This is a genomic window from Nocardia miyunensis NBRC 108239 (assembly GCF_001613065.1).
Taxonomy (GTDB): Bacteria; Actinomycetota; Actinomycetes; order Mycobacteriales; family Mycobacteriaceae; genus Nocardia; species Nocardia miyunensis.
Window position 1 is genome coordinate 58,537 of the sequence record NZ_BDBQ01000081.1, and the last position, 25,879, is coordinate 84,415.

The window sequence follows — 25,879 nt, forward strand, 5'->3', positions numbered from 1 at the left end:
GGGCTCTCTCGCGGCTCAGAAGTGGTACACGTCGACGACGTGGTGGATGTAGTCGTTCTTGAGCACCACGGTCTTGCGCCGGATCAGCGGTGCGGCGCCGGAGAAGTCGATCGTGTAGAACGAGGTCCCGTAGTACGGATCGATGGTCTTGTACCGGAAATACATGGTGTGCCAGTTGAATCGGACGTCCACCAGATCACCGCGACGTTCGATCACCTCCACATTGCTGATGTTGTGGCTGGTGCGCGGCTCGGGAAGTGATGTGGCCGAGGACCTTTCGGTGCGGATGCGGAAGACCCGGTCCTCCAGTCCGCCCTTGTTCGGATAGTAGATCAGCGATATCTGGGTCTGCGGATCCTCCGTGAGCAGATCGTCGTCGCCCCAGGCGGGCATCCAATAGACGACGTCGTCGGCATAGCAGTCCAGCCACTTCTCGAATTCCCGGTCGTCGAGATAGCGGGCCTCGCGGTACAGGAACTGCTCGATGTCGTTGTGGGTGACCAGTTTCGAGCCAGCGGTGGTGTCGGCGGTGACGGTCATCGAATTCTCCTCAAGCCTCGACGGAGTCGGCCGCGGATTCCCGAGCCGGTCGGAATTCCTCGCGGGACAGGCTTTCTCGCATCCGGGCCAGCCAATAGCCGTGCTGGATCGGGAACAGGCCCTCGTCCTCGTTCTTCACCCCGGCCGAGAGCACGCCGTGCATGCCGAGCGATTCGGCGACCGGATCGGGTCCGCCGAGCCAGTGCTCCGCACCGCGGCTCATATCGTTCCAGGGGGCCGCGGCGGCGCGGAAAGTCAGTTGGCAGGAACGGAATTCCTCGAGATCGTCCGGGGTGGCCATGCCGGAGGCGTTGAAGAAGTCCTCGTACTGCCGGATCCGCCACGCCCGCGCCTCGGGGCTCTCGCCCTTGGGGGCGATGCAGTAGATGGTGACCTCGGTCCGGTCCGGCGCGATCGGGCGGAAGTGCCGGATCTGCGTGCTGAACTGGTCCATCAGGTACACGTTCGGATACAGGCACAGATTGCGCGAGCCCTTGACCATGAATTCGCCTCGGGCCTCGCCGAATTCGCGTTTGAGCTCCTCGATGCGCGGCCACAGCGGACGGTCCTGCGGGTTGGCCGCCCACGTCCACAGGCACAGGTGCCCGTGCGGGAAGGACCAGTAGCCGCCGCCCGCCTTACCCCATTTGCCCGCGTCCAGGGTCTTGGTCTCGTTCTTGGACGCGCCCGTGTCGCGGCGGGAGGTGGTGGCCGCGTAGTTCCAGTGCGTCGCGGTGACGTGGTAGCCGTCCGCGCCGTTCTCCGCCTGCACCTTCCAGTTGCCGTCGTAGGTGTAGGTCGAGGATCCGCGTAGCACCTCGAGGCCGTCGGGGGACTGGTCGACGAGCATATCGATCACGGCGGTGGTGTCGCCGAGATGTTCGCGCAGGCTCAGCACGTCCGGGTTCAGGCTGCCGAACAGGAATCCGCGGTAGCTCTCGAAACGGGCGACGCGGGTCATGTTGTGCGAGCCGTTCGAATCGAACGTGTCCGGGTAGCCCGCGCCGTCAGGGTCCTTGACCTTGAGCAGGGTGCCGTCGTTGCGGAACGTCCAGCCGTGGAACGGACAGGTCAGGGTCGTGCGATTGTCGGTCTTGCGGCGGCAGATCATCGCCCCGCGATGCGCGCAGGCATTGATCAGGCAGTGCAGTTCGCCGTCTCGGTCGCGGGTGATCACCACAGGTTGACGGCCGATGTAGGTGGTGAAGTAGTCGCCCGGATTCGGGATCTGGCTCTCGTGCGCCAGATAGAGCCAGTTGCCCTCGAACAGATATTTCATCTCCAGTTCGAAGATCTCCTCGTCGGTGAAGATCCGGCGATTGGCGCGGAAGACCCCGGCCTCCCGATCGTCGACGATCGCGTCGGCGAGCACCCGCGTCAGGTGATCGAACGTACTGGTCATGGGTCCTCCAACCGGGTCGGGAACGGCCTGCGGCGGAGTCCTCGGGCCGGGGACGGCGGGACAGCGCGGTGGCCTGTGCCTCGATCGTGACAGCGTGTGATGCCAATCACCCCGGGTGAATGCCCAGTCCTGACCCAGGGGGTTATTGATTGCTCACGCATATCAATCAGGCCGAAAATAGTATTTGTCCTGACTCAATATTCATATCTACGGTGACTCGATACACGCCAGTGCCCGTCGGCGTATCGAAAGGAGGCCCGGAGATGGAACTTCGGCGGATCCGGTCCCACCACGAGCCCGCGGAGGCCGGACGATGAAAATTACAGGCGTGGAGGCGATTCCGTTCGCCATTCCCTATCGCAAACCGCTGACGTTCGCCTCCGGCGAGGTGCGCGTCGCCGAACATGTCCTGGTGCGGGTGCACACCGACGACGGCGTGATCGGCATCGCCGAGGCCCCGCCGCGCCCGTTCACCTACGGCGAGACGCAGGACAGCGTGGTGGCGGTGATCCAGAAGATCTTCGCCCCGCAGGTGATCGGCCTGAATCTGTTGCAGCGCGAGACAATTCACGCCCGGCTGAACCGCACGGTCGGCAATCCGGTGGCCAAGGCCGCGATCGACATGGCCGTGTGGGACGCGCTGGGCCGCACCCTGGACATCCAGGTCACCGAACTGCTCGGCGGCTACACCGACCGCATGCGCGTGTCGCACATGCTCGGCTTCGACGACCCCGCCGCGATGGTGGCCGAGGCGCAGAGGATGCGAGATCTGCACGGCATCACCACCTTCAAGGTGAAGGTCGGACGGCGTCCGGTCGAGCTGGACGTCGCGGTGGTGCGGGCCCTGCGCGAGGCGCTCGGCGAGAGTGCGGAACTCTACATCGACGGCAATCGCGGCTGGACCGCCTCGGAATCCGCGGCGGCCATGAAGCAGATGGCCGATCTGAATCTGCTGTTCGCCGAGGAACTCTGCCCCGCCGACGACGTGCTGGGCCGTCGTTGGCTGGTCTCCCGCATCGATGTGCCGTTCATCGCCGACGAATCGGTCCCCACCCCGGCCGATGTGACCCGGGAGGTGCTGGGCGGTTCGGCCACCGCGGTCAGCATCAAGACCGCGCGCACCGGATTCACCGGTTCGCAGCGCGTGCACCACCTCGCCGAGGGGCTGGGTCTGGAAGTCGTGATGGGCAATCAGATCGACGGCCAACTCGGTTCGATGTGTTCGGTGGTCTTCGGTTCGGCCTACCGGCTCACCTCGCGGCGGGCGGGGGAGCTGTCCAACTTCCTGGACATGAGTGACGACCTGCTCACCGAACCCCTGCGGATCTGCGGCGGTGAGCTCACCATCCGGCCCGGTGCCGGACTGGGCGTCGACCTGGATCCCGACAAACTCGCCCGATATCGCCAGGACACCTGAAATCGACAGCCCGACAACCGAATACAGGTCAGTTATCAAGGAGGATGCGATGACCACCATCAACCCGGCCCCGACCGCCGCCGACTCGGGAGCCCGCGCGACCGAACGTTTCGCCTCGGACAAGATCAATGTCGCGGACACCCCGCCCGAGCGGGTGGATCTGCTCGCCCGCGAGCTGCTCGGCGCGGTCGGTGACATCATCCGGCGGCACAAGCTCACCTATGCCGAGTACAACGCGCTCAAGGCGTGGCTGATCAGCGTCGGGCAGGACGGGGAGTGGCCGCTGTTCCTGGACGTCTGGGTGGAGCACGTGGTGGAGGAGGTCGCCACCGAGCACCGCCATGGCAACAAGGGCACCATCGAGGGGCCGTATTACGTTCCGGGCGCTCCCGAACGCGGCGTCGGGGAATCGGTTCCCATGCGCGACAACGAATCCGGCAGTCCGCTGGTGTGGACCGGCCGGGTCGCCTCCACCGACGGCTCGGCATTGGGCGACGCCACGATCGAGCTGTGGCACGCCGACTCCGACGGCCTGTACTCGCAGTTCGCGCCCGGTATTCCGGAGTGGAATCTGCGGGCGACGTTCCGCACCGATGCCGACGGCCGTTTCGAGATCCACACCATGCGTCCTGCGCCGTATCAGATTCCGACCGACGGTGCGTGCGGTAAACTCATCGCCGCGGCGGGCTGGCACGCCTGGCGTCCGGCTCACCTGCACGTGAAGGTTTCCGCACCGGGACACGAATTGCTCACCGCGCAGCTGTATTTCCCGAAAGACGAGCACAACGACGACGACATCGCCTCGGCGGTCAAGCCCGAGTTGATGCTCGACCCGCGGCCGCGTCCGGGCGGCGGCGATGCCGTGGCCTACGACTTCGTCCTGGACCGCGCCTGAATCGGCACGGCCCGAACCCTTTCCAGGAGAACGACATGCTGTTCCACGTACGGATGGATGTCCAACTGCCCCGCGATCTTCCGGCGCAGGCCCGCGCGGAGATCGTGTCCCGCGAGAAGGCGTACAGCCAGGAGTTGCAGCGGGCGGGCAAGTGGCCGCAGCTGTGGCGGATCGCCGGCGAGTACGCCAACTTCTCGGTCCTCGATGTGGAGTCCACCGACGAGCTACACGAAATACTTTCCGGGCTACCGCTTTTCGATTATATGAGCATCGCGGTGACACCGCTGGCCACCCATCCGTCCAAGATCTGAACGGGGCATCGTGTCCATACTCGCCACCGACTTCGGTCCCGTCGGATACACCGATCACGGGAGCGGTCCCGCGCTGGTCCTCGTCCACGGCTTCCTGTTCGACAAGCGCATGTGGCAGCCGCAGATCGACTCCTTCACCACGATCGGTTACCGGGTGATCTGCGTGGACATGGTCGGATTCGGTGGCAGCGCGGTGACTTCCAGCGCCGTCGAGATGGCCGTGCAGTCCCGGGCGGTGCTGGAGGTCATGGCCGATCGCGGAGTCGGCGAGGCGACGCTGATCGGATATTCGATGGGCGGGCAGGTCGTACTCGATCTGCTCGGCCGTCATCCCGAAAGAGCAAGTGCCGTAGTATTTTCCGACACCTTCGCCAGTGTGGACACCCCGGAGGCCGGGACCGCGCGCCTGACGCTGGCCGATCGGCTCGAGGCCGAGGGAGTGCGCGACTACGCGGAGGAGTTCCTGCCGCTGGTACTGAGCGAACGCAGCGTGCGCGAACGCCCGGCGGTCGCCGCGCGCGCCCGGGAGATGATGCTCGCCGCCCATCCGATGACCGCCGCGGCCGCGCTGCGCGGGCGCGCGGCACGGCCGGACTACACCGAAACCGCACGGGGACTGGGCATTCCGGCTCTCGTGGTGGCCGGCGCCGAGGACGCGTTCGACCGCGGCGTCCTCGCCGCCGAACTGGCCGAGCTGATTCCGAACGCCGAGCTGGCCATCATCCCCGAGGCCGGTCACACACCGAGCATGGAGACGCCCGACGCGTTCGACGCCGTCGTGCGGGATTTTCTCCAGTCGATCTCCCGGGGAGCGCGGCACCGAGACCGTGATCGCGTCCTGAAGGACTCATCCACCTGAGCTCGGCCGGGCAGGACTCATCCGGCAGCGTCGACGCGATCCGACCCTGACCCGGATGACCCCCGCTGTCGTCTAGGCCTGCGGCGCGCCCTGTTCCGGCTGTTCCTGCCCCTGCGGCGCGACCACGAAGGTGCTCTGACCGTCGGAATCCACACCCGTGTCGAGGATCTTGTCGTCCAGGAATGCGGCGGCCTTCTCGTCCAGGAAGATGCGGGATCCGTCGGCGCTGAGTATCTGGTCCTGTTCGGCAGGGGCCGCGGCCACCGCGAGTTGCAGGGCCTGGTTGCTTTCGGTCGCGGAGAAGATCCGCAGTCCCGCCTCCGCGGGCGTGCCGTCACCGGAGGTGATGGTCCGTACGGCCTCGATGGCTGTGGGGGTGAGCATGAGCATGTGTCTGGTTCCTTCCGCTGTCGGGACGGACGGCCACGGCTGTGGCCGGTCTTCGATTGCGTGGGCCAGTCTTCGAACCCGATCATCGACGCCGACGACTACGTCGACGTTCCCCTCCGAGTAACCGTGCGTCCGGCCGCGAAACATCTTTCCTGGCATTTGCGCCCTCACCTGGGCGGATGGTTCCGGCTCGCGGAACTCGCGAGTCAGGACGCGTCGTCCGCGGCCGCGGCGCGCCCCTGCTGGCGATCGCGGAAGATCCAGTACACCACCGTGGCCGCCAATGCCCACCCGCCCAGCACCAGGAATGGCGAAATATGCTGGTACGAACGGAAATACACGGCAGTGTGCTGCGCCGACACCGAGGCGCCGGGCGGCAGCCAGCGGCCGATGAGGCCCAGCAGCCTCGGCAACATCGGCCAGGCCACCGCCCCGCCGGAGGACGGATTGCCCACCAGAACCATGACCACCCAGGTCGGCACCATGGCCCAGCGGCCGAACAGCGCGGTGAACATCGAGCACACCATGCCCGAGGTGAACATTGTCAGGGCCAGGATGAGCCAGGACTCGACGAACGGCAACCGGATCGCGTCCAGGATCCAGTCCACGGTCACGGCGATGCCGAACCCGCCGAGCAGCGCGTACGCGGCGGTGAACAGGATGCGTTCGACATGTCGCAGGGCCGCGGCGTTGACGTGGAGCTGGATCGCGCCGACGAATCCGACGATCACCGCGGCCAGCGTGATGTAGAACAGGCCCAGGCCGCGCGGGTCGCCGTGCTGTAGCGGTACCAGGTCGGTGGTGGTCACCGGCACGTGGGTCGAGGCGGCCACGGCCGTCGCGGTCTCGGTGATGGTCTGGGCGAGGGTCTCGCCGGCGGCGCCCGCGGTATCGACCGCCACATGGTCCTGCTGTGTGGAGATGGTCGCGAAAGTCCGCTGCTGCAACAGGGATTCGCGCGCATGCGCCGCGTCGGTGCGCCGGACCGCGAGCGTGTTCCCGAGCTTCTGATTCATCGCGGCCAGGACGGCCTCGGTGCGCTGATCGGAGCCGGGATCGACCACCGCCACCGGAATGTGGTGCGCGGTCGGCGCGGCCAGCACGTAGGTGTACGACCCGGCGAACAGCGAGGCCGCGATCGCCAGAATGAACAGCAGTGCGGTAGCTGGGAGGAAGCGGGAGGCTCGAATTCGGTGCCGTAGTCTGTGAATCTTCTTCGAATCGGGCGCCGACAGTGTTAGCACTGCTTCTCCTCGCTCCTGGAAATATTCGCCTCAGGTTAGCTGTAGGTCGGTGCGGGGTGCGGATGGTCGATCCGCGGCGTGGTCGCCGAATGTCACGACGCCCAGGGATCGACCGGGACGACGCCGTCGGCGTGTCCGTATTCGTCGAGCAGACGACCCCAGGACTTGACCGCGCGCAGCACGAGCCGGTGGTCGAGGACCTCGGCCTCGGGCGTGCCGGATCGGATCCGGTCGAACAGGCCGGTGAGGTCGCTCGTGTGATGGACCTGTGCCATGAGCAGGAGGTTCGCCGGACCGGTTGTGGCGGCGCAGATGCGGGTCTGCGGCCATCGGCCGATCTCGGAGCCGACATCGGCGAGGGCGTGCCGCGGCACCGAGATCCGCAGCGCGTATTCGGTGGGCCAGCCGCCCTCCGAACGGGTGAAATCGGTGCGAAAGCCCAGGACGCCGCGTCGCACGAGTGCGTCCAGACGCCGCCGCACCTGCTGTTCGGTCATGCCCAGCTGGGCCGCGAGGTCGCGATACCGGGCGCGGCCGTCGTACTGCAGGGCCAGGAACAATGCGCGGTCCGCGGGATCGAGCGTCCGATTCCGGAAGGCGAGCCGCCCGCCCACCGAGGGCGGCCGATCGCCGGGCCCGTCGGTGACCGAACGTTGCTGGGTCGTATCGATCGCTCCGAGACGCCAGCGGGTGCCGCTGTACCACTCGAGGCACACATGGCTCTGCGCGGTCGCGATCCCGGAGATGCCGGGGAGTTGTTCGAGCAACAGGTGGCTCAGCGACGTCACGGTGTCGGTGATCACCAGGGCTTGCAGATCGAACGCGCCGTCGGTGGCGTAGACGCTCATCACCTGCGGGACCGTCGCCAGCGCGCGGGCGACCTCGAGAGTGCGTCCGGGCTGTGCCCGGATCTCGACCGATGCCCCGGCCAGCGCCAGGTGCGGGCCGGGCACCGAGGACACCCAGGCGCGCCCGGATTCGGTCAGTCGCTGCCAGCGCCGGGCCGCGGTGACCGCGGAGATGCCCAGCACCGGGCCGAGTCGCTCGAAACTGGCCCGAGGATTGGCGTGCAGGGCATCGAGCAGTTCGATGTCGGTCTCGTCGAACGCGCGCGAGGCGGGGCTGTCCGGGCGCATGGTCTCCTGCTCGATGAGTATCGGGTGCTACGAATATCTGCAGTGTGTGGGATCAACTCGACGAATTCCCACGATCTTGTTCGGTTGTGATGATATTTCCGACGAATTCGGAGAGTCGCACCGGGCCGGGCGTTCACTGAGACGCATGACGGAATCGACGACATCGGGCGTAACCGTTCCGCTGGTCCGCTGGGTCGAACAGCTGACCCCGGAACAGATCCCCGACGCGGTGCGCTCCCGGGCCCGGCATCTGCTGCTCGACGGCGTGGCCTGCGGACTGGTCGGCGCGCAACTGCCCTGGTCCCGGGTCGCCACCCGCGCTGTGCTCGATCTGGAGGGTGCCGGGGACGTGGCGGTGATCGGCAGCGGAGTCACCACCAGCGGTCCCGCGGCGGTGCTGCTCAACAGCACGTTCGTGCAGGGTTTCGAACTCGACGACTTCCATCCGCTGGCCCCGCTGCACAGCAATTCGCTGGTGCTGCCGGTGCTGCTGGCCACGGCGCATCATCTCGGCGGCGCTTCCGGCCGCGACGCGCTGACGGCCGCGGTCGCCGGATTCGAGGTCGGCCCGCGGGTCGGCCTCGCGCTGCACGGTGCGCAGATGCTCTCGCGCGGCTGGCACAGCGGCCCGGTCTTCGGGACGCACACCGCCGCGGTGGTCGCCGGGAAACTGCGCGGTCTGGACGCCGGGCGGCTCGAGGACGCGGTCGGCATGGCGGGCACCCAATCGGCCGGATTGATGGCCGCCCAGCACGAGGCGATGTCCAAGCGCATGCAACACGGATTCGCCGCCCGCAACGGCTATTACGCCGCGGGTCTGGCCGCGGCCGGGTACATCGGTATCAAGCAGGTTTTCGATCGCCCGTACGGCGGCTATCTCGCGGTGTTCGGCGAGGGGCACGATCCGGACCCGGCGCAGGTGGTCGCCGGGTTGGGCCGGGACTGGCACACCGAGGTGATCATGGTGAAGTCCTATGCCGCCCAGGGCGGGCTGCACGGAACCGTCCAGGCCGCGCTGGAACTGCGCGAAGAATACGCGATCGACCCGAAGACGGTGTCCCACATCGAGATTCGGGTGGGTCACGCGATCTACCACCATGGCTGGTGGACGCCCGAACGTCCGCTGACGAGCATCGGCGCGCAGATGAATCTCGGCTACGCCGCCGCGGTCGCACTGGCGGACGGGCAGGTGCTGCCGCCGCAGTTCACCCCCGAACGCCTGGACGCGGACGATGTGTGGGATCTGCTCGGCCGGGTCGAGGTCCTCCTGGACGAGAGCATCGAGAACGGTCCCGCGCGTGAGCGATTCGCGACCGAACTCACCCTGACTCTGGACGACGGCACCGTACTGCACCGGCGCGTCACCGAGCCGCACGGCGGTCCCTCGGACCCGGTCACCGATGACGAACTCGTCGCCAAGTTTCGCTCCCTGACCGGGCCGCTGATGCCCGCCGCCCGGCTCGACGCGATCCAGCGGGCCGTCCTGGGCATCGACGAGCTGACCGATATTCGCGAGCTGACCGAACTGCTGGCCGCGCCCGTGGCCGGTGCGCTGGATGGAAAGGAGATCGGCCGATGACCGCACAGGAGGCCCGTCGCAGGCTCCGCGCCGCGCTCGATGCGGGCGAATTCATCACTGCTCCAGGGGTTTTCGATGGCCTCTCGGCATCGCTGGTGGCGCGCCTGGGATTCTCCGCCGCCTACCTGACCGGCGCGGGCGTCGCGGCCTCGGGGTTCGGGCTGCCCGATATCGGACTGGTCACCCAGACCGAGATGGCCGAGCGTGCCCGCATGACGACCCGCGTGCTCGGCGACATCCCGCTGATCGCCGACGCCGACACCGGATACGGCGCGACGCTCAACGTGATTCGCACCGTGCGCGAATACGAAGCCGCCGGGGTGGCCGCAATTCAGTTGGAGGACCAGGCTTTTCCCAAGAAGTGCGGGCATCTGCCGGACAAGGAGCTCATCGACTCCGGTGAGTTCGCCGCCCGGCTGGGCGCGGCGCTGGCGGCCCGTACCGATCCCGGGCTGGTGATCATCGCGCGGACCGACGCACGGGGACCGCTGGGTCTGGACGTCGCGATCGAGCGTGCCAACGCCTACGCGGATGCGGGTGCGGACGTGATCTTCGTGGAGGCCCCGCAGAGCATCGAGGAGATCGAGCGCATCGGCGCGGAGGTCTCCGCTCCGCTGCTGATCAACCAGGTGATCGGCGGCCTGACCCCGATCGAGTCCGCCGCGCGGCTGCGCGAACTCGGGTACGCGATCGCGATCCAGCCCTCGCTGGCGCTGGGCGCGGCCGCCTACGCGATGCTCACCAGCCTCGGCGAGGCGGCCGGACGGGACGTGACGGACCTGCTGCCCACCGGCCCGGCCGGGCTCTTCGAACTCGTCGGCCTGGCCGAATGGTAGCCCCTGGACTGCGGTTGGCCCTTGTAGTCGATACCGATACCACCTTTACCGCACGGATGGGCCGGGATCTCTCGGCGCACCACGAACGAGGCGTACCAGTGGCCCAGGCTGTCGCGGTAGACACGGACCGACGTCGGCGGCGAAGGCAGTTCCCGCGACCACACCACCGGGACCGTGACGCCTTTCGGCAACACCAACCGGCCATCACGGACCGAGAACCCACGCGTCGTATATTCCAGCGACAGCAGGGAAGTCTTGCGGGACTTGGTCTTCGGGCGACCGCGCCCTATCACCTTGAACGAGTGATCCAGCGCCTGGGCATAGTCGCGCAGCATCTGCTGTTGGACGACCTGCGACCCCTTACGTAACCACGGCAGTTTCGCTCGCGTCTGAGTGAGCAGCTTTCCGAGCTTTGCGAACGTCGGTTTCTGCCCCGATTTCTGCTGGTGCACCGCCTCGTTCCACAGCCAGCGGCAGCGGCCCCACTCCGCCGACAACGCCGCCTCGGCGGTACGGCCGGGCCGCAACCGGTACGTGTACCGCACCACCTCATCCATTCGAACATGCTATCGAAAGGGGCTGTCATGCAGGACGAACAACACTCCCGCTTTCACCTCCCCGCCGGAAACGACAGGGTATCCAAGGGGGAATTCCCGATGACCATGATCGAGAACCTGCTCGCCCGCAAGGGCGGTGTCGAGCGGGTCCGGCCCGGTGACATCGTCACCGTCGAGGTCGACATGTGCGTCATGATCGACCTGCAGTTCGCCACGCAGTGGATGACACCGAACCGGATCCACGACCCGGACAAGATCGCCGTCGTCATGGACCACGCGGTGCCCGCGCCCACGCTGAAGGATGCCGCGGGCGGTCCGCGGGCGCGAAAGTTCGTGGCCGACTTCGGGATCGAGAAGTTCTTCGATGTCGGACGGCACGGCATCTGTCATCAGGTGATCGCCGAGAACGGCCTGTCCCGGCCCGGAGAAGTGCTGGCCTGCACCGATTCTCACACCTGCGCGGGCGGTGCCTACAACACCGCCGCGCGCGGCTTGGGGCCGGCGGAGGTCTACTCCATCATGTGCACCGGCACGACGTGGTATCAGCTCGCGCCGACCGTCCGCTACGAGCTGATCGGCACCCTGCCGCGCGAAATCAGCGGTAAGGACGTCTTTCTCGCGCTCGCCGCCACCTACGGCGACGCCACGAACCAGAATCTCGAATTCGGTGGTCCGGGTCTGGCCAGTGTGCCGCTCAACGACCGCCGTACCATCGCCACGCAGGCCGCCGAGATCTCCGCGGACTTCGCCACATTCGCGGCGGACGATGTCCTCGCGGACTTCCTCGCCGAACGCGGCGTGCGCGACTACGAACCCGCCGTCGCCGATCCGGACGCCGAGTACGCGCAGGTGCGCACGATCGATCTCGACACGCTCGAACCGTATGTCGCTCGGCCGGGAACGGTGAGCCGCAACGGAATTCCCGTCTCGCGGATCGAGCAGCGCCGGATCGATCAGGCGTTCATCGGCTCCTGCGCCAACGGGCAGCTCGAGGACCTGCGCATCGCGGCGGACATCCTGCGCGGACGCAGCGTCGCGGCGGGCGTGCGGCTGCTGGTCACCCCCGCCTCACAGCAGGTCTACCGGGACGCGATGCGCCTGGGTTATCTGCAGGACATCGCCGATTCCGGTGCGGTGGTGACGAATTCGACCTGCGGCGCGTGTTTCGGCTACCACATGGGCGTCCTCGGGCCGGGCGAGGTCTGCCTGACCTCGAGTACCCGCAACTTCACCGGCCGCATGGGCAGCACCGAGGCCGAGATCTACATGGCTTCCCCGGCCACGGTCGCCGCCTCCGCGATCACCGGCCGCATCACCGATCCCCGGAGCGTGACAGCATGACCGAGCGATCCACCGTCATCTCCGGCCGCGTCTGGGTGTTCGGCGACTCGATCGACACCGACGCGATGTATCCGGCGTTCGCCATGAAGATGGACGTCCCCGAGGCCGCCCGGCACGTGTTCCACCAGCTCCGGCCGGGGTGGACCGATGAGGTCCGGCCCGGTGACATCGTCGTCGCGGGAAGGAATTTCGGCGTCGGGTCCTCCCGTCCGGTCGCCACCCTGTTCCGCGCGCTCGGCGTCGCCGCGCTGCTGGCCGAGGATTTCAATTCGCTGTTCTTCCGCAACGCCGTCAACGCCGGACTGCCCGCACTCACCGTGCCCGGCGCCCGGACCGTCTTCCGTGACGGCGACGAGGTCACCGTCGACATCGCCACAGGCGACTACCGCAACGACACCACGGCCACGACCGGCCGCACCGCCCCGCTCCCGCCGCTGATCCTGGAGATCCTCGCCAGCGGAGGGGTTCTGGCGCGGCTGGCCGAACAGGGATATCTGCCGATCGAACTGCTCGAGGTGCTGCGCTCGGGGGCCGTGCCCGTCGAGAGTGGTTCCGGGGCATAGTCGCTCGGTTCCGGGCGCGCACGGCTGGTCACAGGAAACCGGGAGGAGTTCCGGATGTCAGGGGTCGGCGCAGGTCCTCGGGCCGCGGAGTCGCGTCGTGCGGTCCGGAACCGGTCACGGCCGATGCCGACCCGGTTATTGCGCCTGTGGAGTTCACATTTCGCTGTCAGACTGGCCGCATGTACGACTACGACGTTCTGGTTCTCGGATCAGGTCCCGGCGGTCAGAAGGCGGCGATCGCCACCGCGAAACTGGGTAAACGAGCCGCCGTGGTGGAACGGCGGGACATGATCGGCGGGGTGTGCATCAACACCGGCACGATCCCGTCCAAGACGTTGCGCGAGGCGGTGCTGTATCTGACCGGCCTGAGCCAGCGCGAGATGTACGGGCAGAGTTATCGGGTGAAGGAGGACATCACCGTCACCGATCTGCTCTCCCGCGCGCAGCACGTGATCGGCCGCGAGGTCGATGTGATTCGGAATCAGTTGTCCCGCAACCATGTTTCGCTGTTGCCGGGGATGGGGTCGTTCCTCGATGAGCACACGATCGAGGTGGCGGACGGCACCGGCCGGGAAACCCGGGTGACCGCCGAGAACATCGTCGTCGCCACCGGGACCCAGCCCGCGCGACCGGAAACCGTCGACTTCGACGGCAGGACCATCATCGATTCGGACGGAATCCTGGAGCTCGAGCGGGTGCCGCAGTCGATGATCGTGGTCGGTGCGGGCGTCATCGGCATCGAGTACGCGTCCATGTTCGCCGCGCTGGGATGCAAGGTGACGGTCGTGGAGTCGCGCGAGCGGATGCTGGACTTCTGCGATATCGAAGTGGTGGAGGCGCTCAAGTACCATCTGCGCGATCTCGCGGTGACCTTCCGCTTCCGGGAGACGGTCGCGGCGGTCGAGCGGCATCCGCGCGGTGCGATCGCGATCATGGAGAGCGGCAAGCGAATTCCCGCGGAGGTGGTGATGTATTCGGCCGGGCGGCAGGGCATGACCGAGAGCCTGCGTCTGGAGAAGGCCGGGCTGAGCGCGGACAAGCGCGGCCGCGTCTCGGTGGACGAGTACTTCCGCACCGAGGTGCCGAACATCTACGCGGTCGGCGACGTCATCGGGTTCCCGGCACTGGCCGCGACGTCGATGGAACAGGGCCGCCTGGCCGCCCATCACGCCTGCGGCGAACCGGTGCAGGCGCTGTCCGCGTTGCAGCCGATCGGCATCTACACCATCCCGGAGATCAGTTTCATCGGCCAGACCGAGGACCAGCTGACCGCCGCCCGCAAACCCTACGAGGTGGGCGTGTCCCGCTACCGCGAACTGGCCCGCGGCCAGATCATCGGCGACTCCTACGGCGTCCTGAAGCTCTTGGTCTGCAGCGAAACCCGCGAACTGCTCGGCGTCCACGTATTCGGCACCGGCGCAACCGAACTCGTCCACATCGGCCAGGCCGTCATGGGCTGCGGCGGCACCGTCGACTACCTGGTCGACGCCGTCTTCAACTACCCCACCCTCGCCGAGTCCTACAAGGTCGCCGCCCTCGACGCCATGAACAAGATCCGCCAGATCGAACACATGGACTGACCGCTGTCGATTCGACGATCAGTTCTCGACACCTCGCACGACGCGTCAGCGCGGCAGAGGAGGTGGCGTGAAACCCGTCGGCCATTGCGTCCGGGGGTCGGACCGCACGTTGGTCAGATTAGCGTTGATCAGGGTGGCGCCAGTCAGGTTCGCACCAAGCAGGTATGCGCTTTGCAGGTTGGTGCCGGTCAGTCTGGTGTCGGTCAAGTTCGCGTAGTCTAGGACCACGCGGGTCAGGTTCGCGCTGGTCAGGAACGCGCCGTTCAGGTTCGCGCCGGTCAGGCCCGCGCCGGTCAGGGTCGCGTAGGCCAGATCCACGTCGGACAGGTCCGCTTTGTTCAGGGTCGCGTTTGCCAGGTTCGTGCTGGTCAGGTTTGCGTGGGCAAGGTTCGCGTCAGTCAGGTTCGTACCGAACAGGTTTGCGTTGCCCAGGTCGATACCGGCGAGGCAGGTTCTGTTGAGATCCGGTTTGTCCGCCGACTGTTCCCGAGAGGTATCTCGTCGGCCGATCACGGTCATCGCGACCTGGATGTCGACAGGCCCCACTCCGGGTTCTTTCGGTGGGGGACAGTTGGTCGCGGGGGCCTGGGTGCGGACGAATGCCGCGAGGACCGAGTACACGGTCGCGTGATCCGCCGGGGAATCTTCGGCCAGGCGTTCGAACAGGTAGATGCCGGAGATCCTGACAGCGATTTTGTCCGAGGACAGTTGTTCGGCGGCCAGGCGGAAGCGGTCGGTGAGGTGCAACACCCGGTCCGGGCCGGGTTCGTGTGGTGACGCGTCTCGGAAGACGGCGGCGTTGTCCGCCCGTCCGGTGCAGGTGCCGATCTGCTGGGCCGATCGGCTGCCTGCCCTGTGACCTGTTCAGCGCCCGCGACGCCGCCCGGCACCGGCACGAACGCTAGGCTGACGGGCATGAGTGAGGCCGTCGATTGGTCGTTTCTGCGTACGACGATTCCGATTGTGGATATGGCCATGTATCTGGACATGCCCGAGGACATCGCCCGCACGGTGGAGATTCGCGACGGCATGATCGTGCACTGCGAATCACCCTCGCCCAATCATGTTGCGGTCAGCGACAATATCAAAGTGGCCCCTACGCGAAGCGGTCTCCAAGCGCTCCGGTGATGCACCTCGCCCGCGGGCCAGCGGCGAACTGGACATGCTCGTGTCCGAGGTGCCGTTCCATTACAAGCGTCCCGACGCCATCGTCTACCGCTGTATCGAACAGCCGCGGGGCAGATGGAAAACCAAACCGACCGCTGCTGACACGCTGCTGGTAGTCGAGGTCGTATCGCCGAACACCGTGACGGCCGATCTCGTCGAGAAGCGTGCGGAATATGCGCGGCTGGGTATTCCGTACTACTGGATCGTGCGGATGGTCCAGGACGATGGACCCGCGGCGTCGATCGAGATGCTGAGGCTCACGACCGACGGCAGCTATGTTCGTGAGAATATGTCGCTGCGCGCCCGTGGTGATGTGGTCGCCATCGACGTCGCTGATCCGCTGGACGTCACCGTCAGCTGGAATCAGCTCGATATGGGCTTGGACTGATCCCGCCGGTCGGTGTCCGGCGGACATCGACCGGCGGGGTGAGATCAGGCTTGGCGTAGGGCCGTGGCGGCGGTGACCATGTTGCGGAGTGAGGCGATCACCTCGTCGGTGCCGCGGGTTTTCAGGCCGCAGTCGGGGTTAACCCAGAGACGTTGGGCGGGAACGGCTTTCAGGGCTCGGTTCAGGGAGTCGGTGATCTCCTCGGTGGCGGGGACGCGGGGGGAGTGGATGTCGTAGACGCCGGGGCCCACGCCGAGGTCGAAGCCCGCGGCGTTGAGGTCGTCCAGGATCTCCATGTGCGAGCGGGCGGCCTCGACGGAGGTGACGTCGGCGTCGAGTTCGGCTATGGCGCCGATGATTTCGCCGAATTCCGAATAGCACAGGTGGGTGTGCACCTGGGTCGTATCGGCGACGCCCGAGGTCGCCAGGCGGAACGCCGCCACCGCCCAGGCCAGGTATTCGGCCTGATCGGCCCGGCGCAGGGGGAGCAGTTCGCGCAGGGCGGGCTCGTCCACCTGGATGATCGCGGTGCCCGCGGCCTCCAGATCGATCGTCTCGTCCCGGATGGCCAGGGCGATCTGCCGCGCGGTGTCGGATTCCGGCTGATCGTCGCGTACGAAAGACCAGGCCAGGATGGTCACCGGGCCGGTCAGCATGCCCTTGACCGGTTTGGCGGTCAGGGATTGCGCGTACGAGATCCACTCGACGGTCATCGTGGCGGGCCGGGCGACGTCGCCGTAGATGATCGGCGGCCGTACGCAGCGGGTGCCGTAGGACTGCACCCAGCCGTTGATCGTCGCGGCGAATCCGTCCAGTTGTTCGGCGAAATACTGCACCATGTCGTTGCGTTCGGGCTCACCGTGCACGAGCACGTCAAGGCCGATATCCTCTTGCAGCGCAATGACTTCGGCGATCTCCGCGCGCATCCGGGTGTCGTATTCGGCCGCGTCGATTTCGCCGCGGCGCAGCGCGGCGCGGGCTCGGCGGATCCGGCCGGTCTGCGGATACGAGCCGATGGTGGTGGTCGGCAGCTGCGGCAGGCCCAGCCGGGCCTGCTGGAGTTCGCGACGCCGATCGGCCGGCGCGCGGTGGACGTCGGCGGCGTCCAGTGCGGCCAGCCGGGAACGGACCAGTTCGACGTGCAGCCGCGGGTCGGCGCGACGGTCCCGCAGGGCGGTGCGGGCGATCTCGAGCTCGTCGGCCACCGCGGCGGGCCCCCGGTGGACGGCAGCGGCCAGGGTGACGATCTCCGCGACCTTCTCCGCACCGAACGCCAGCCACGAGGCCAGTCGCGGTTCGAGATCGGTCTCCGCGTCGAGCGAATACGGCACGTGCAGCAGCGAGCAGGAACTCGACACCGCCACCGACGCGCCGCCGTCGCGCAGCTCGGCGAGGGTGGCCAGGGCCGCGTCCGGATCGGTGCGCCACACGTTGTGCCCGTCGACCACACCGGCCACGATCAACGTGTCGCTCAGCGTGCGGGCGACCGGCAGATCGGCCGTCCCACCGGCGACCAGATCGATGGCGATGCCGTCAACGCCGGTGTGCGCCAACGGTTCCAGCGCCGCGCCGAGACGGCCGAAATAGCTGGCGACCAGGATCCTCGGCCGCGAGGACGTCGTGGCCAACCGGCGATACACCGTCTCGACAGCGGTCAGTTCCGCCCGGGTCAGGTCGGTGACCAGCACCGGCTCGTCGAGCTGCACCCAGTCCGCGCGCGCCTCGGCGAACAGTGCGAGCAGCTGTTCGTACAGCGGAACCAGATCGTCCAGCCGATCCAGCGGATCGGTGCCGTCGATCGACTTGGCCAGCTTCAGGAAGGTGACCGGGCCGACCACCACCGGGCGGGCCGGAATTCCCAGCGCCCGCGCCTCGCGCAATTCGGCCAGCGGCTTGTCCGGGTGCAGCGAAAACCGTGTCGCCGCACCGATTTCCGGCACCAGATAGTGATAGTTGGTGTCGAACCACTTGGTCATCTCGAGCGGCGCGACGGTATCGGTGCCGCGGGCCGCCGCGAAATACCGGTCCAGCTCGTCCTCGATGCCCTGCACGCGTTCGGGCAGTGCGCCCAGCAGCACCGCGGTGTCCAGAACATGGTCGTAGTAGGAGAAGGTGCCCACCGGCACCGAGTCCAGCCCGGCCGCGTGCATGGCGTTCAGCTGCGCGGTGCGCAGTTCGGCGGCGGCGCGATGCAGTTCGGCGGCGTCGATCCGCCCGGCCCAATAGGATTCGACGGCCCGTTTCAGCTCCCGGTTCGGGCCGATGCGCGGTGCGCCCAGCACCGTCGCGGTGAAAGAAGTATCGATATTCGGCACGTTGTGCTCCTGATCGGCAGTGGACGGCCGCCACCCATCGAACGTGCGCTGACGGAGCCCTCACAGCATGACACCGTGCCCGGTTCCACTCGGCGCACACCCTCTCCGCGGGGCGACGACCGCCGGATACGGCGTATCCGGCACAGACGGCAGGTCTTCGGACTCACGGGCGCCGATTCGTACGAATCGACCGCGGCAGCCAGTGCTGCCGGGCTGGTCCTACCGGCCGTCGCTTCCCAGGTTTCGCACCCAGTGCCTGAGACGGCGCTCGTTCCCGTTCACCGCTGCGGGACAGTCCCGGATTCCCACCGGGTTCCCTCTCACCCGGAGCCGGGGCACTTGACCTTCGGCGGCCGGGCTTCGACGCCGGAGGGTGAGTTCGGGGCTCCTCAGCTTCACCACGGCGAACCAGCTGCACCGTCCAGCATACGATGCCGCGTCGAGGAGCGGTGAGTCTCGGTCCTCACACGAGAGGAGCGGATCGTAGAATCCGCCGATCCGGCTGCCGCGTACCCCGTCGATGATAGTTGCCGGGGCCTGTCCGATCCGGAGCGATTGCGCGGTGCGCTATATCCGCGTCGGTATTCGAGCATTGTGGCGCAACAGATTCGGAGCGGATGGAGACAATGCGGAATCACCGTGGGAAAGCTGGGTGGACAAGTGGCTACCCACAACCCGGCCGGGGCAACACCCACATGGGGGGATCCGGGTTCAGTGGGGAGGCGCCTGCGGCGGGTGGGGTGCGCCGTAGGGAGCTGAGTACGGGTGCTGGGGCGGCGGATACGGCGTGCCGTGGGGGTTCGGATTCGGGTATTGGGCAGGTCCCTGTGCTGGGTACGGCGTGGCGTAGGGGTTCGGATTCGGGTATTGGGCAGGTCCCTGCGATGGGTACGGGGTGCCGTAGGGAATCGGGTGGACCGGGGGTTTGGCCGAGGCAATTCCGCCCACGGCGCTGACGATCAGCGCGACGAGCAGGAACGGTACCGGCGCCAGATATGCCAAGCGGAAACTGACCGCGTCCGAAATCAGTTGACCGACAACGGGTGCGGTCACCGCCGCCAGGACACCGAGCGCTGCTATCACCGCCGCCGCGATACCTCGCCGACCGTTGAGCCGGAGCACCAGTGCCGCGATCACGCCGGCGGCCGCACCCGTGCCGAGCCCGTCGAGCACGCGCCCCACCAACAGCATGGCGCTGCCTGCGGCGAACGCGGTCAGTACGGTGCCGACGAGCATGAGGCCGATCGCGGCCAGAATCACCCCTGTCGGGAATCGTGCACCGAGCGGAAGTCCGAGTCCGACAGCGAGTATCGCCGCGACTACGTACGCGACGACGCAGTTCAGTAGCACCGCTTGGCTGGACATGTGGAATTCGAGCTGGATCAGTGACTTTCCGTCGGTCCGGTAGACCGCGGTCAGCATGGCCAGGCCGATGATCGCGGCAAACCCAGGCCCGATCAGCATCCGCCCTGCGCGGTCGCTATTCGGCCATGCCTCGGCCCGCTGCGGTGGCACTACGTACATCGACATACCGTAACTTTCGTTCGATCGGCGGTGGGCGATGTTGTGGCCCAACAGATAATGCGCCAACAGCAGGTCTCCCGCGCGCCCGGTGATTTGTTCGATGCCACCCGAACCTGCTGCGGAACGTCCAATGTTCCTGCACCGGTGAGAGATTCGGCGCACGTCCACGCGATGCTGTCAGTGAGCAATGCGCCGAGCGCGGGGGCCTCGGCCGCTTCGGGAAAGTGGAAGCGGGGGCCGCGAACATCGGGGCCGGGTGGTGTCCGAGTGATCAGGGCATCGATTGCCCGCGTCGCCTCCGAGAGCATGTCCGCAGGCACGGCGTTGCGGACCACCACATAGCCACGAGCGGCGAACTCGAGCAATTGATCGTGAGCGAGCACGTTGACGACGCTAGGTCATCTTGCTGGCCGATCGCCATCGGATTTCGGCCGATGGGCCGGGCCACCGAAGACCGTGCCGTCCACTGCGCTTGCGGCGCCGACTTACCCGGCCTCATCCGTCGCTGAGTTTCAGCACGTGTGCGGTCCAGCGGAGTGGTCTGGATCGATTCACAGCGGCTGGGCTGTGCCACGGACGGTCCAGGCATTGCCGCGGAAATGCAGGGTGGTTGTGCTGAGTGGCGGAATGTCCAAGCGCCAGAAGGAGGTCGGGGGAGCGGCGAGGGCGAGCAGGATGCAGGCTCGTACGACGCCCGGGTGGGTGAAGGCCACCACACGGCATTGCCGGGTTGCGACGGCGGCCATCCACGTTCGCGTGCGGGACAGTAGATCGGTGACGGATTCGCCTCCGTGCGAACGGAATTCGGGATCGGTCAGCCAATCCATGAGCTGGTCGCCGGGGATCGCGTCCATGCTCGAACCGGCCCAGGAGCCGGAATTCAGATCCGCGAGTGCGGGTTCGGTGACGCCGTCCAGTCCGAACAGGGACGCGGTCTGGGCCGCGCGCGCCTCCGGGCCGACCTGCACCAGATCGGCCCGGAGGGGGTCGGGCAGCTCGCCGCCGCGCTCGACCTCGCGGATGTCGAGCGGTTCGTCGAGCGGGAAGCGCGCCGCCCGCACGGCATCGGTGATCGCATGCGTCACCAGGGTCAGCCGCGTGACCGGACTCATCCGGCCGGTGCGATGGTCGTGGCGTCCGAACTCGCGGCCTCGGTGTCCCGGCCGAACAGGCGCGGGGCCAGCGCGGCGAAGCCGACGCCGATCACCGTCCACAACAACAGTTGTGCCGCAAAGGAATACAGCCGGAACAGATACAGGTCGTCGGCGGGGAACCCAGGGAAGACGATATGTCCGCCGGGATCTTTCAGCGGTTGCGGTGTCTCGGTGGCATTGTCGCCGTAGGCATGATTCACCGACAGATGCCCCAGCGAGGGCAGCAGGACGATCGCCACGGCCACGACGATGACGAAGGCCAGCGCCGAGACCAGTACGGCGTTCCAATTACCCAGGCGCGCTTGGACTTTGCGACCCAGCCAGATCGCGGCTACCAGCGCGACCGCGCTGATCGCCACCATCAGCAGATACAGCCCGGTGCGCTCTCCGATCGACTCGGGATGACCGATCGAGGGCGGATTCGCCGGATACTTCAGGAACGGCACCCCGTACAGGACCAGGAACATGCCCCCGGCCACCAGCAGTGCGAGATTCCGGGGCGTGACCCGGCCGACCCGGCCCACGCACAGGCAGTACGCGACCGCGAACAGCGCCCCCATCGCGATACCGAAAACGATCATGCCGAATCCGATACCGACGGTGGACTGCACCGATCGGCTGAACAGTTCCGGTCCGTCCGTGGCGAGCGGAAGTCCCGCGGCCTTGTCCAGCGCTTGCTGGGCCTCGTCGCGGCCGCTCTCGTAATCGATGGCCCGGCCGATGACGGGCTCGGACAGCAGACGCGCGAACAGGAACGCCACCAAACCGCCGAGTGCGCCGACCAGCGCACCTCGGCCGATGATTCGCTTTTCCATTGTGCTGCTCGATTCCCTGGCCTAGTGGCAGGGGAATCCGAGGAAATGCCGGGCGTCGTGCACGAATTCGTGCACATGCATATCGCTGCCGAAGATCGACACCGCACCCTGGTCGACGCCGATGAAGTAGTAGGCGAGCAGCGCGAGCATCGTCGTGCCGACCAGCCACAGGGCGGTAGTGGGAATGGAAAGAGGAATCGCACCGGTTTCGGCGCGCGGAGCGTAGGACGTAGCCACGGCAACTCCCTGTTCGGGGGATTTCGCGTCCCCATCGACGATGGAAATCAGCGGCGCCCGGGGTCTGACTCACATCCAGCTGGATGCTCACAGTGGCGCGACCGTCCCGGAGTTACACCGGATTCCTCGAATCGCCGCTCGCACAACCATACGAGACCCGTCACAGAACGGTCAATCACCCCCCGGTTTCAACCGCTGGTCGCCCGGGGCCGTCGGCCGGGCGGGACGGCGTCGAGGTGGACTTGCTTTGATACGAAGTCACGATTCGGTTCGCGGTCCGGAGGTAGTTCGCATCGGTGGTAGGGATGCGAGAAGATCCGTTGCACGACCAAACCGCCGGGTGGTGCTGCGCGAAGCCCATTGCGTCCGATTCGGCCGTGAGACCCACGGCCGCTGCTGCGAAAACCGAACTACTCCAATGTTGTTCGGAGGAATGTTGCAGGTGGGAGCGTAATGAAGACAGAAAAACCGGTACTCGGACCGCGATTGCGGACGTACGACGAATACGCGCCTGTGAGCCCACCGGGTGCGTCGCGTCCGGGGCAGGACGCCGAGCGGCGTCACCTCGTCGAACTCCTGCACGCGGTGGGCGTCGGCGACCGCCGGGCGTTCACCGCGTTCTACCGGCAGACCAACCATCGAGTGTCCGGGTATGCCCTGTGGATACTGCGCAATCGCGCGATGGGCGAGGAGATCACCCAGGAGGTGTACCTACAGGTGTGGCTGCTCGCGAACCGGTACGACGAACGAATGTCGAGTCCGATGAACTGGCTCAAGACGCTCACCCATCGCCGCGCCGTCGACCGGATCCGCGCCGAAACCGCTGCCATCGGGCGTGATTCGGACTTCGGCAGGCTCAATCGTCCCCGCGACCACGACGTGGTCTCCGAGGCGGTCGAGCAGACGCTGGACGAACGGGCGGTCGTTCGCGGCCTGCACGAGCTGACGCCGCTACAGCGCGAAACCATCGTCCTGGCCTACTACGGCGGACTCACCTATCCCGAGGTCGCCGAGCGGCTGGGCAAACCGGTGGGAACGGTGAAATCCCGTATCCGGGACGGCCTGCGGCATCTGGCGGTCTGCCTGGAGGACGGCACCCGATGAGTGCTACGCGTTCCGGCTGATCCGGCGTACTCGCCTGTGCGCCTCAGGCGAGCATGCCGCGGCCGTACCAGTCGTCCTTGTCCGCGACGCCGGGCAGGGCGAAGAAGTAGCCGCCGCCGAAGGGCTGCACGTAGTCGGTGAGCGGCTCGTCGATCAGCCGGGTCTGGATGGCCTCGAACTGGCGCTTCACATCCTGCTGGTAGCAGGAGAAGATGTGGCCCGCCGAGAGGTTGCCGTTCGGGTCCACGCCGAGGTCGTAGTTGTAGGACCGGCGGATCAACTGCTGGCGCGCGGTGTCGGGGGTACGCGGATTGGCAAGGCGGATATGCGAATCCAACGGAATGACCGAACCTTTGGGATCCGCGGCGTAGTTCGGGGTGTCGAATTCCTGGTTGCCGTCCAGCGGTGCGCCCGAATCGCGGCGGCGGCCGAACATGTTCTCCTGCTCGGTGATCGAGACACGATCCCAGAACTCCACCAGCATGCGGATCAGACGCACCACGTGGTAGGTGCCGCCGCGGGTCCAGGCGGGTTCGTCCGCGCCGTCGGTCCAGATCAGCGATTCGGCCTCGGAGCCGGTCGGATTGGCGGTGCCGTCCTTGAAGCCAAGCAGATTCCGCCCGGTGCCCGACGGGCGCGGCGGGGAGTTGTAGCCCTCGATCTTCCAGCGCAGTTGCAGCGCGCCCCGGGTCTGGCGGGTGATGTCGCGGATCGTGTGGTGGACCGTATCGGGATTGTTCGCGCACAGCTGCACCAGCAGATCGCCGTGCGTCCAGGCCGGATCGGGGGCGTCGTTGGGGAAGATACGCATCGGGGTCAGCTTGGCGGGCTTGAGTTTCGCCAGCCCGAACCGGTCGTCGAACAGGCTCGCGCCGACGCCGGTGGTGACGGTGAGCCCGTCGGCGGGAATGTCGGCGCCCAGTACCGCGCTGTCCGAAGGCGGTTGTCCCACACCGAGATCCGGCGCGGTGCCACCGGCGGTCAGGAAGCGCGCGCGGCCGGTGAGCGTTTTGAACAGCTCGGCCAGCTCGGATCGGTTCGCGACGGTGACGTCGAACGCCGCGAAGCAGGCGGCGTTCTGCTTGGCCGAGGGACCCGGGGTCAGGATCCCGGCCTGATGGGCGCCGTGGAACGGATGCGACGAGGCCGCCGCGCTCTGTCCGGTACCGGCAGCGGCGGCGTCCACGCGCGCGCCCTCCGCGAGTACGCCCGCGGTCAGCGCGGTCCCGGCCGCACCCGCCACGGCGCCGGAGAAGAATCGGCGGCGACTGACATCCATCGTGAGGTCCTACTTACTGTGTCGAGGGTGGGGTGTTGGGGCCGAAGCTCAGTGCGCGAGTGGAACTTCGAGCAACCGTGGCACCCGGGCGAGGTCTTCCAGCGCCGCGCCGAGCGCGGCTCGCACGGCCTGCTGCTGGGCCTGCGGAGTCTGTGCGGGAGCACGCCATTGGCCGTTGACCTGAGTGGCCAGCAGCGCGGCGTGCAGGGTGTCCAGGCGGGCGGACAGTTCGGTGCGCAGGGCGGGGGCGCGGGCGTCCAGCAGGGCGCCGAGTTCGTCGAGCACCGCGCGGGTGACGTCGATATCGGCATCGGTGAGCGGATAGGCCGATCCCGAGCCCTGATCGTCGTTGCCGAACAGGTGGTCGCGCAGGGCGTCCTCGAGGATCTCGTGCGCGCGGAGCGGCAGATTCGTCGGATCGCCCGCCAGATCGTCGCTGCTCAGATTCTTCTGGATATCGGCGATCTGGCCGCCGAGCTGGTCGATCACGGGCAGCAGCTGATCGGGGCCCTGGCCGTGCCACAGGCCGTATTCGATCCGGTGCAGGCCGGTGAAACCGTCGTCGGAGACGCCGCCGGGCAGGCCGTTCGGCAGCCCGTCGACGGCCGTGCCCGCGTCGCCGAAGCTGTTGTAGGACGCGCCGACGCGTTCCCACTCCATCTGCGCGTTGAGCCAATCCGCTTGTGCGGCAGGGATGTTGTTCGCCCGCACATCGTTGCCGATCGAGGTGATCGCGCCCGCGAGCCTGGTCAGCACATCGTTGGCGTAGGCCTGGTAGGCGTCGTTTGCCGGGGTCAGATCCTCGGCGGTGACCTGCTTCACCGCGGGCGGGGTATCCCCGGACGCGCCGCTGACCTGCACTGTCGGCGAGGTGATCTTGGGCTTGCCGGACATCAGGCAGGTGATGGTGTAGCTGCCGTTGCCCAGCGTCGCGGTCATGTCCGCGGTGGTGGCCGGGCCGATGGTCTCGATCTCGCCGACGATCGCGCCGCCCGCGTTCAGCAGATTGATCTCGCCCGCCTTGCTCGTCTTGTTCTGGATCGCGAAGGTCTGGGTGCCGGACTTGCCGGACTTCCACTCCGGTGCGCAGGAGCTTTCGCTGATCGTCACGGCCTGGACCGAACCGCTGCTGCTGGAGGGCAGCAGCGCGATCGCGATGGCCGCGGCCACGATGGGGACCAGGACCAGCGCCGTGGCCACGAGCGGCAGGCGCGGACCGGCGACGCGCTCCCACCAGTCGGGCGCG

26 protein-coding genes and 1 riboswitch are annotated in these 25,879 nt (G+C 67.2%); of the genes, 12 read left to right on the forward strand and 14 right to left on the reverse strand.

Annotation, left to right across the window (positions count from 1 at the left end):
• Positions 1-15: 15 nt before the first annotated feature.
• Complete coding sequence (gene benB / locus NM2_RS32660) at positions 16-540, reverse strand: benzoate 1,2-dioxygenase small subunit (protein ID WP_067676998.1); 525 nt, start codon at positions 538-540, stop codon at positions 16-18.
• A 10-nt stretch (positions 541-550) separates the two neighbouring features.
• Positions 551-1,942, reverse strand: a complete 1,392-nt coding sequence (benA, locus tag NM2_RS32665) for a benzoate 1,2-dioxygenase large subunit (RefSeq protein WP_067676999.1) — start codon at positions 1,940-1,942, stop codon at positions 551-553.
• Between the two features lie 313 nt (positions 1,943-2,255).
• On the opposite strand from benA, the gene NM2_RS32670 reads away from it, so the two are divergent.
• From NM2_RS32670 to NM2_RS32685, 4 genes are read left to right on the forward strand one after another with little or no spacing between them, the layout of a single operon-like run.
• Positions 2,256-3,359 (forward strand): mandelate racemase/muconate lactonizing enzyme family protein, encoded by a 1,104-nt coding sequence (locus NM2_RS32670; RefSeq protein WP_067677001.1) that lies wholly within the window; start codon positions 2,256-2,258, stop codon positions 3,357-3,359.
• Positions 3,360-3,408: 49 nt separating this feature from the next.
• Positions 3,409-4,254, forward strand: a complete 846-nt coding sequence (catA, locus tag NM2_RS32675; RefSeq protein ID WP_067677004.1) for a catechol 1,2-dioxygenase — start codon at positions 3,409-3,411, stop codon at positions 4,252-4,254.
• A 35-nt stretch (positions 4,255-4,289) separates the two neighbouring features.
• Positions 4,290-4,565 carry a muconolactone Delta-isomerase gene (gene catC / locus NM2_RS32680; protein WP_067677006.1) on the forward strand — a complete coding sequence of 92 codons (276 nt, stop codon included), beginning with the start codon at positions 4,290-4,292 and terminating at the stop codon, positions 4,563-4,565.
• Positions 4,566-4,575: 10 nt separating this feature from the next.
• Positions 4,576-5,424, forward strand: coding sequence for an alpha/beta fold hydrolase (locus NM2_RS32685; RefSeq protein WP_067677008.1), 849 nt, complete (start codon positions 4,576-4,578; stop codon positions 5,422-5,424).
• A 72-nt stretch (positions 5,425-5,496) separates the two neighbouring features.
• Here NM2_RS32685 and NM2_RS32690 read toward each other — a convergent pair whose 3' ends face one another.
• From NM2_RS32690 to NM2_RS32700, 3 genes are all read right to left on the reverse strand, one after another.
• The gene (locus tag NM2_RS32690) at positions 5,497-5,814 is read right to left on the reverse strand and encodes a hypothetical protein (protein ID WP_067677009.1); all 318 of its coding nucleotides are present in this window, start codon (positions 5,812-5,814) and stop codon (positions 5,497-5,499) included.
• Positions 5,815-6,020: 206 nt separating this feature from the next.
• Entirely contained in the window at positions 6,021-7,058 is a 1,038-nt protein-coding gene (locus NM2_RS32695; protein ID WP_067677010.1) for a hypothetical protein, read from the reverse strand.
• Positions 7,059-7,150: 92 nt separating this feature from the next.
• Positions 7,151-8,194 carry an Lrp/AsnC family transcriptional regulator gene (locus NM2_RS32700; protein ID WP_067677011.1) on the reverse strand — a complete coding sequence of 348 codons (1,044 nt, stop codon included), beginning with the start codon at positions 8,192-8,194 and terminating at the stop codon, positions 7,151-7,153.
• A gap of 145 nt (positions 8,195-8,339) precedes the next feature.
• Here NM2_RS32700 and NM2_RS32705 point away from each other — a divergent pair, with 145 nt between their 5' ends.
• Together NM2_RS32705 and NM2_RS32710 are read left to right on the forward strand one after the other, a co-directional pair.
• Positions 8,340-9,773: an MmgE/PrpD family protein gene (locus tag NM2_RS32705; RefSeq protein WP_067677013.1), complete on the forward strand. Its 1,434-nt coding sequence runs from the start codon at positions 8,340-8,342 to the stop codon at positions 9,771-9,773.
• Complete coding sequence (locus tag NM2_RS32710; RefSeq protein WP_067677015.1) at positions 9,770-10,609, forward strand: isocitrate lyase/PEP mutase family protein; 840 nt, start codon at positions 9,770-9,772, stop codon at positions 10,607-10,609. The genes NM2_RS32705 and NM2_RS32710 overlap by 4 nt, the downstream gene beginning before the upstream one ends.
• Here the strand turns inward: NM2_RS32710 and NM2_RS48065 are convergent.
• Complete coding sequence (locus tag NM2_RS48065; protein ID WP_245718322.1) at positions 10,501-11,166, reverse strand: RNA-guided endonuclease InsQ/TnpB family protein; 666 nt, start codon at positions 11,164-11,166, stop codon at positions 10,501-10,503. The genes NM2_RS32710 and NM2_RS48065 overlap by 109 nt on opposite strands.
• A gap of 99 nt (positions 11,167-11,265) precedes the next feature.
• Between NM2_RS48065 and NM2_RS32715 the strand changes: the two genes are divergently transcribed.
• The 3 genes from NM2_RS32715 (at position 11,266) to sthA (ending at position 14,650) form a co-directional block, all read left to right on the forward strand.
• Positions 11,266-12,507, forward strand: coding sequence for a 3-isopropylmalate dehydratase large subunit (locus NM2_RS32715; RefSeq protein ID WP_067677053.1), 1,242 nt, complete (start codon positions 11,266-11,268; stop codon positions 12,505-12,507).
• A gap of 17 nt (positions 12,508-12,524) precedes the next feature.
• Entirely contained in the window at positions 12,525-13,070 is a 546-nt protein-coding gene (locus NM2_RS32720; RefSeq protein WP_218026040.1) for a LeuD/DmdB family oxidoreductase small subunit, read from the forward strand.
• A 179-nt stretch (positions 13,071-13,249) separates the two neighbouring features.
• Positions 13,250-14,650: a Si-specific NAD(P)(+) transhydrogenase gene (gene sthA, locus NM2_RS32725; protein ID WP_067677018.1), complete on the forward strand. Its 1,401-nt coding sequence runs from the start codon at positions 13,250-13,252 to the stop codon at positions 14,648-14,650.
• Positions 14,651-14,695: 45 nt separating this feature from the next.
• Here sthA and NM2_RS32730 read toward each other — a convergent pair whose 3' ends face one another.
• A complete protein-coding gene (locus NM2_RS32730) occupies positions 14,696-15,397 on the reverse strand; it encodes a pentapeptide repeat-containing protein (protein WP_157121448.1) in 702 nt (233 codons plus the stop codon).
• Positions 15,398-15,565: 168 nt separating this feature from the next.
• Here NM2_RS32730 and NM2_RS49525 point away from each other — a divergent pair, with 168 nt between their 5' ends.
• Both NM2_RS49525 and NM2_RS32740 read left to right on the forward strand, forming a co-directional pair.
• Positions 15,566-15,778, forward strand: coding sequence for a hypothetical protein (locus NM2_RS49525; RefSeq protein WP_067677022.1), 213 nt, complete (start codon positions 15,566-15,568; stop codon positions 15,776-15,778).
• A gap of 40 nt (positions 15,779-15,818) precedes the next feature.
• Positions 15,819-16,205, forward strand: a complete 387-nt coding sequence (locus NM2_RS32740; RefSeq protein ID WP_169816278.1) for a Uma2 family endonuclease — start codon at positions 15,819-15,821, stop codon at positions 16,203-16,205.
• Positions 16,206-16,249: 44 nt separating this feature from the next.
• Here the strand turns inward: NM2_RS32740 and metE are convergent, their stop codons facing one another.
• From metE to NM2_RS32765, 5 genes are all read right to left on the reverse strand, one after another.
• Positions 16,250-18,511 (reverse strand): 5-methyltetrahydropteroyltriglutamate--homocysteine S-methyltransferase, encoded by a 2,262-nt coding sequence (gene metE, locus NM2_RS32745; protein ID WP_174575714.1) that lies wholly within the window; start codon positions 18,509-18,511, stop codon positions 16,250-16,252.
• A gap of 140 nt (positions 18,512-18,651) precedes the next feature.
• Positions 18,652-18,883, reverse strand: a riboswitch (cobalamin riboswitch).
• Between the two features lie 348 nt (positions 18,884-19,231).
• Entirely contained in the window at positions 19,232-20,044 is an 813-nt protein-coding gene (locus NM2_RS32750; RefSeq protein WP_084531807.1) for an MFS transporter, read from the reverse strand.
• 551 nt (positions 20,045-20,595) lie between these two features.
• Positions 20,596-21,156, reverse strand: coding sequence for a histidine phosphatase family protein (locus NM2_RS32755; protein ID WP_067677029.1), 561 nt, complete (start codon positions 21,154-21,156; stop codon positions 20,596-20,598).
• Complete coding sequence (locus NM2_RS32760) at positions 21,153-22,013, reverse strand: CbtA family protein (RefSeq protein ID WP_067677032.1); 861 nt, start codon at positions 22,011-22,013, stop codon at positions 21,153-21,155. The genes NM2_RS32755 and NM2_RS32760 overlap by 4 nt, the downstream gene beginning before the upstream one ends.
• A 21-nt stretch (positions 22,014-22,034) precedes the next feature.
• Positions 22,035-22,250: a CbtB domain-containing protein gene (locus NM2_RS32765; protein WP_067677055.1), complete on the reverse strand. Its 216-nt coding sequence runs from the start codon at positions 22,248-22,250 to the stop codon at positions 22,035-22,037.
• 453 nt (positions 22,251-22,703) lie between these two features.
• Here NM2_RS32765 and NM2_RS32770 point away from each other — a divergent pair, with 453 nt between their 5' ends.
• Positions 22,704-23,354, forward strand: coding sequence for a sigma-70 family RNA polymerase sigma factor (locus NM2_RS32770; RefSeq protein ID WP_067677033.1), 651 nt, complete (start codon positions 22,704-22,706; stop codon positions 23,352-23,354).
• 43 nt (positions 23,355-23,397) lie between these two features.
• On the opposite strand, the gene efeB is transcribed toward NM2_RS32770, so the two are convergent.
• Positions 23,398-24,633, reverse strand: coding sequence for an iron uptake transporter deferrochelatase/peroxidase subunit (gene efeB, locus NM2_RS32775; RefSeq protein WP_067677035.1), 1,236 nt, complete (start codon positions 24,631-24,633; stop codon positions 23,398-23,400).
• 48 nt (positions 24,634-24,681) lie between these two features.
• A partial coding sequence (locus tag NM2_RS32780) for an EfeM/EfeO family lipoprotein (protein WP_169816279.1) occupies positions 24,682-25,879 on the reverse strand: 1,198 nt, incomplete at its 5' end.

Excerpts from the sequence above, each read along its gene's own strand:
- benB (WP_067676998.1), bottom strand. The coding sequence starts at position 540 with ATGACCGTCACCGCCGACACCACCGCTGGCTCGAAACTGGTCACCCAC.
- benA (WP_067676999.1), bottom strand. The coding sequence starts at position 1,942 with ATGACCAGTACGTTCGATCACCTGACGCGGGTGCTCGCCGACGCGATC.
- NM2_RS32670 (WP_067677001.1), top strand. The coding sequence starts at position 2,256 with ATGAAAATTACAGGCGTGGAGGCGATTCCGTTCGCCATTCCCTATCGC.
- catA (WP_067677004.1), top strand. The coding sequence starts at position 3,409 with ATGACCACCATCAACCCGGCCCCGACCGCCGCCGACTCGGGAGCCCGC.
- catC (WP_067677006.1), top strand. The coding sequence starts at position 4,290 with ATGCTGTTCCACGTACGGATGGATGTCCAACTGCCCCGCGATCTTCCG.
- NM2_RS32690 (WP_067677009.1), bottom strand. The coding sequence starts at position 5,814 with ATGCTCATGCTCACCCCCACAGCCATCGAGGCCGTACGGACCATCACC.
- NM2_RS32700 (WP_067677011.1), bottom strand. The coding sequence starts at position 8,194 with ATGCGCCCGGACAGCCCCGCCTCGCGCGCGTTCGACGAGACCGACATC.
- NM2_RS32705 (WP_067677013.1), top strand. The coding sequence starts at position 8,340 with ATGACGGAATCGACGACATCGGGCGTAACCGTTCCGCTGGTCCGCTGG.
- NM2_RS32710 (WP_067677015.1), top strand. The coding sequence starts at position 9,770 with ATGACCGCACAGGAGGCCCGTCGCAGGCTCCGCGCCGCGCTCGATGCG.
- NM2_RS48065 (WP_245718322.1), bottom strand. The coding sequence starts at position 11,166 with ATGGATGAGGTGGTGCGGTACACGTACCGGTTGCGGCCCGGCCGTACC.
- NM2_RS32715 (WP_067677053.1), top strand. The coding sequence starts at position 11,266 with ATGACCATGATCGAGAACCTGCTCGCCCGCAAGGGCGGTGTCGAGCGG.
- sthA (WP_067677018.1), top strand. The coding sequence starts at position 13,250 with ATGTACGACTACGACGTTCTGGTTCTCGGATCAGGTCCCGGCGGTCAG.
- NM2_RS49525 (WP_067677022.1), top strand. The coding sequence starts at position 15,566 with ATGAGTGAGGCCGTCGATTGGTCGTTTCTGCGTACGACGATTCCGATT.
- NM2_RS32750 (WP_084531807.1), bottom strand. The coding sequence starts at position 20,044 with ATGTACGTAGTGCCACCGCAGCGGGCCGAGGCATGGCCGAATAGCGAC.
- NM2_RS32755 (WP_067677029.1), bottom strand. The coding sequence starts at position 21,156 with ATGAGTCCGGTCACGCGGCTGACCCTGGTGACGCATGCGATCACCGAT.
- NM2_RS32760 (WP_067677032.1), bottom strand. The coding sequence starts at position 22,013 with ATGGAAAAGCGAATCATCGGCCGAGGTGCGCTGGTCGGCGCACTCGGC.
- NM2_RS32770 (WP_067677033.1), top strand. The coding sequence starts at position 22,704 with ATGAAGACAGAAAAACCGGTACTCGGACCGCGATTGCGGACGTACGAC.
- efeB (WP_067677035.1), bottom strand. The coding sequence starts at position 24,633 with ATGGATGTCAGTCGCCGCCGATTCTTCTCCGGCGCCGTGGCGGGTGCG.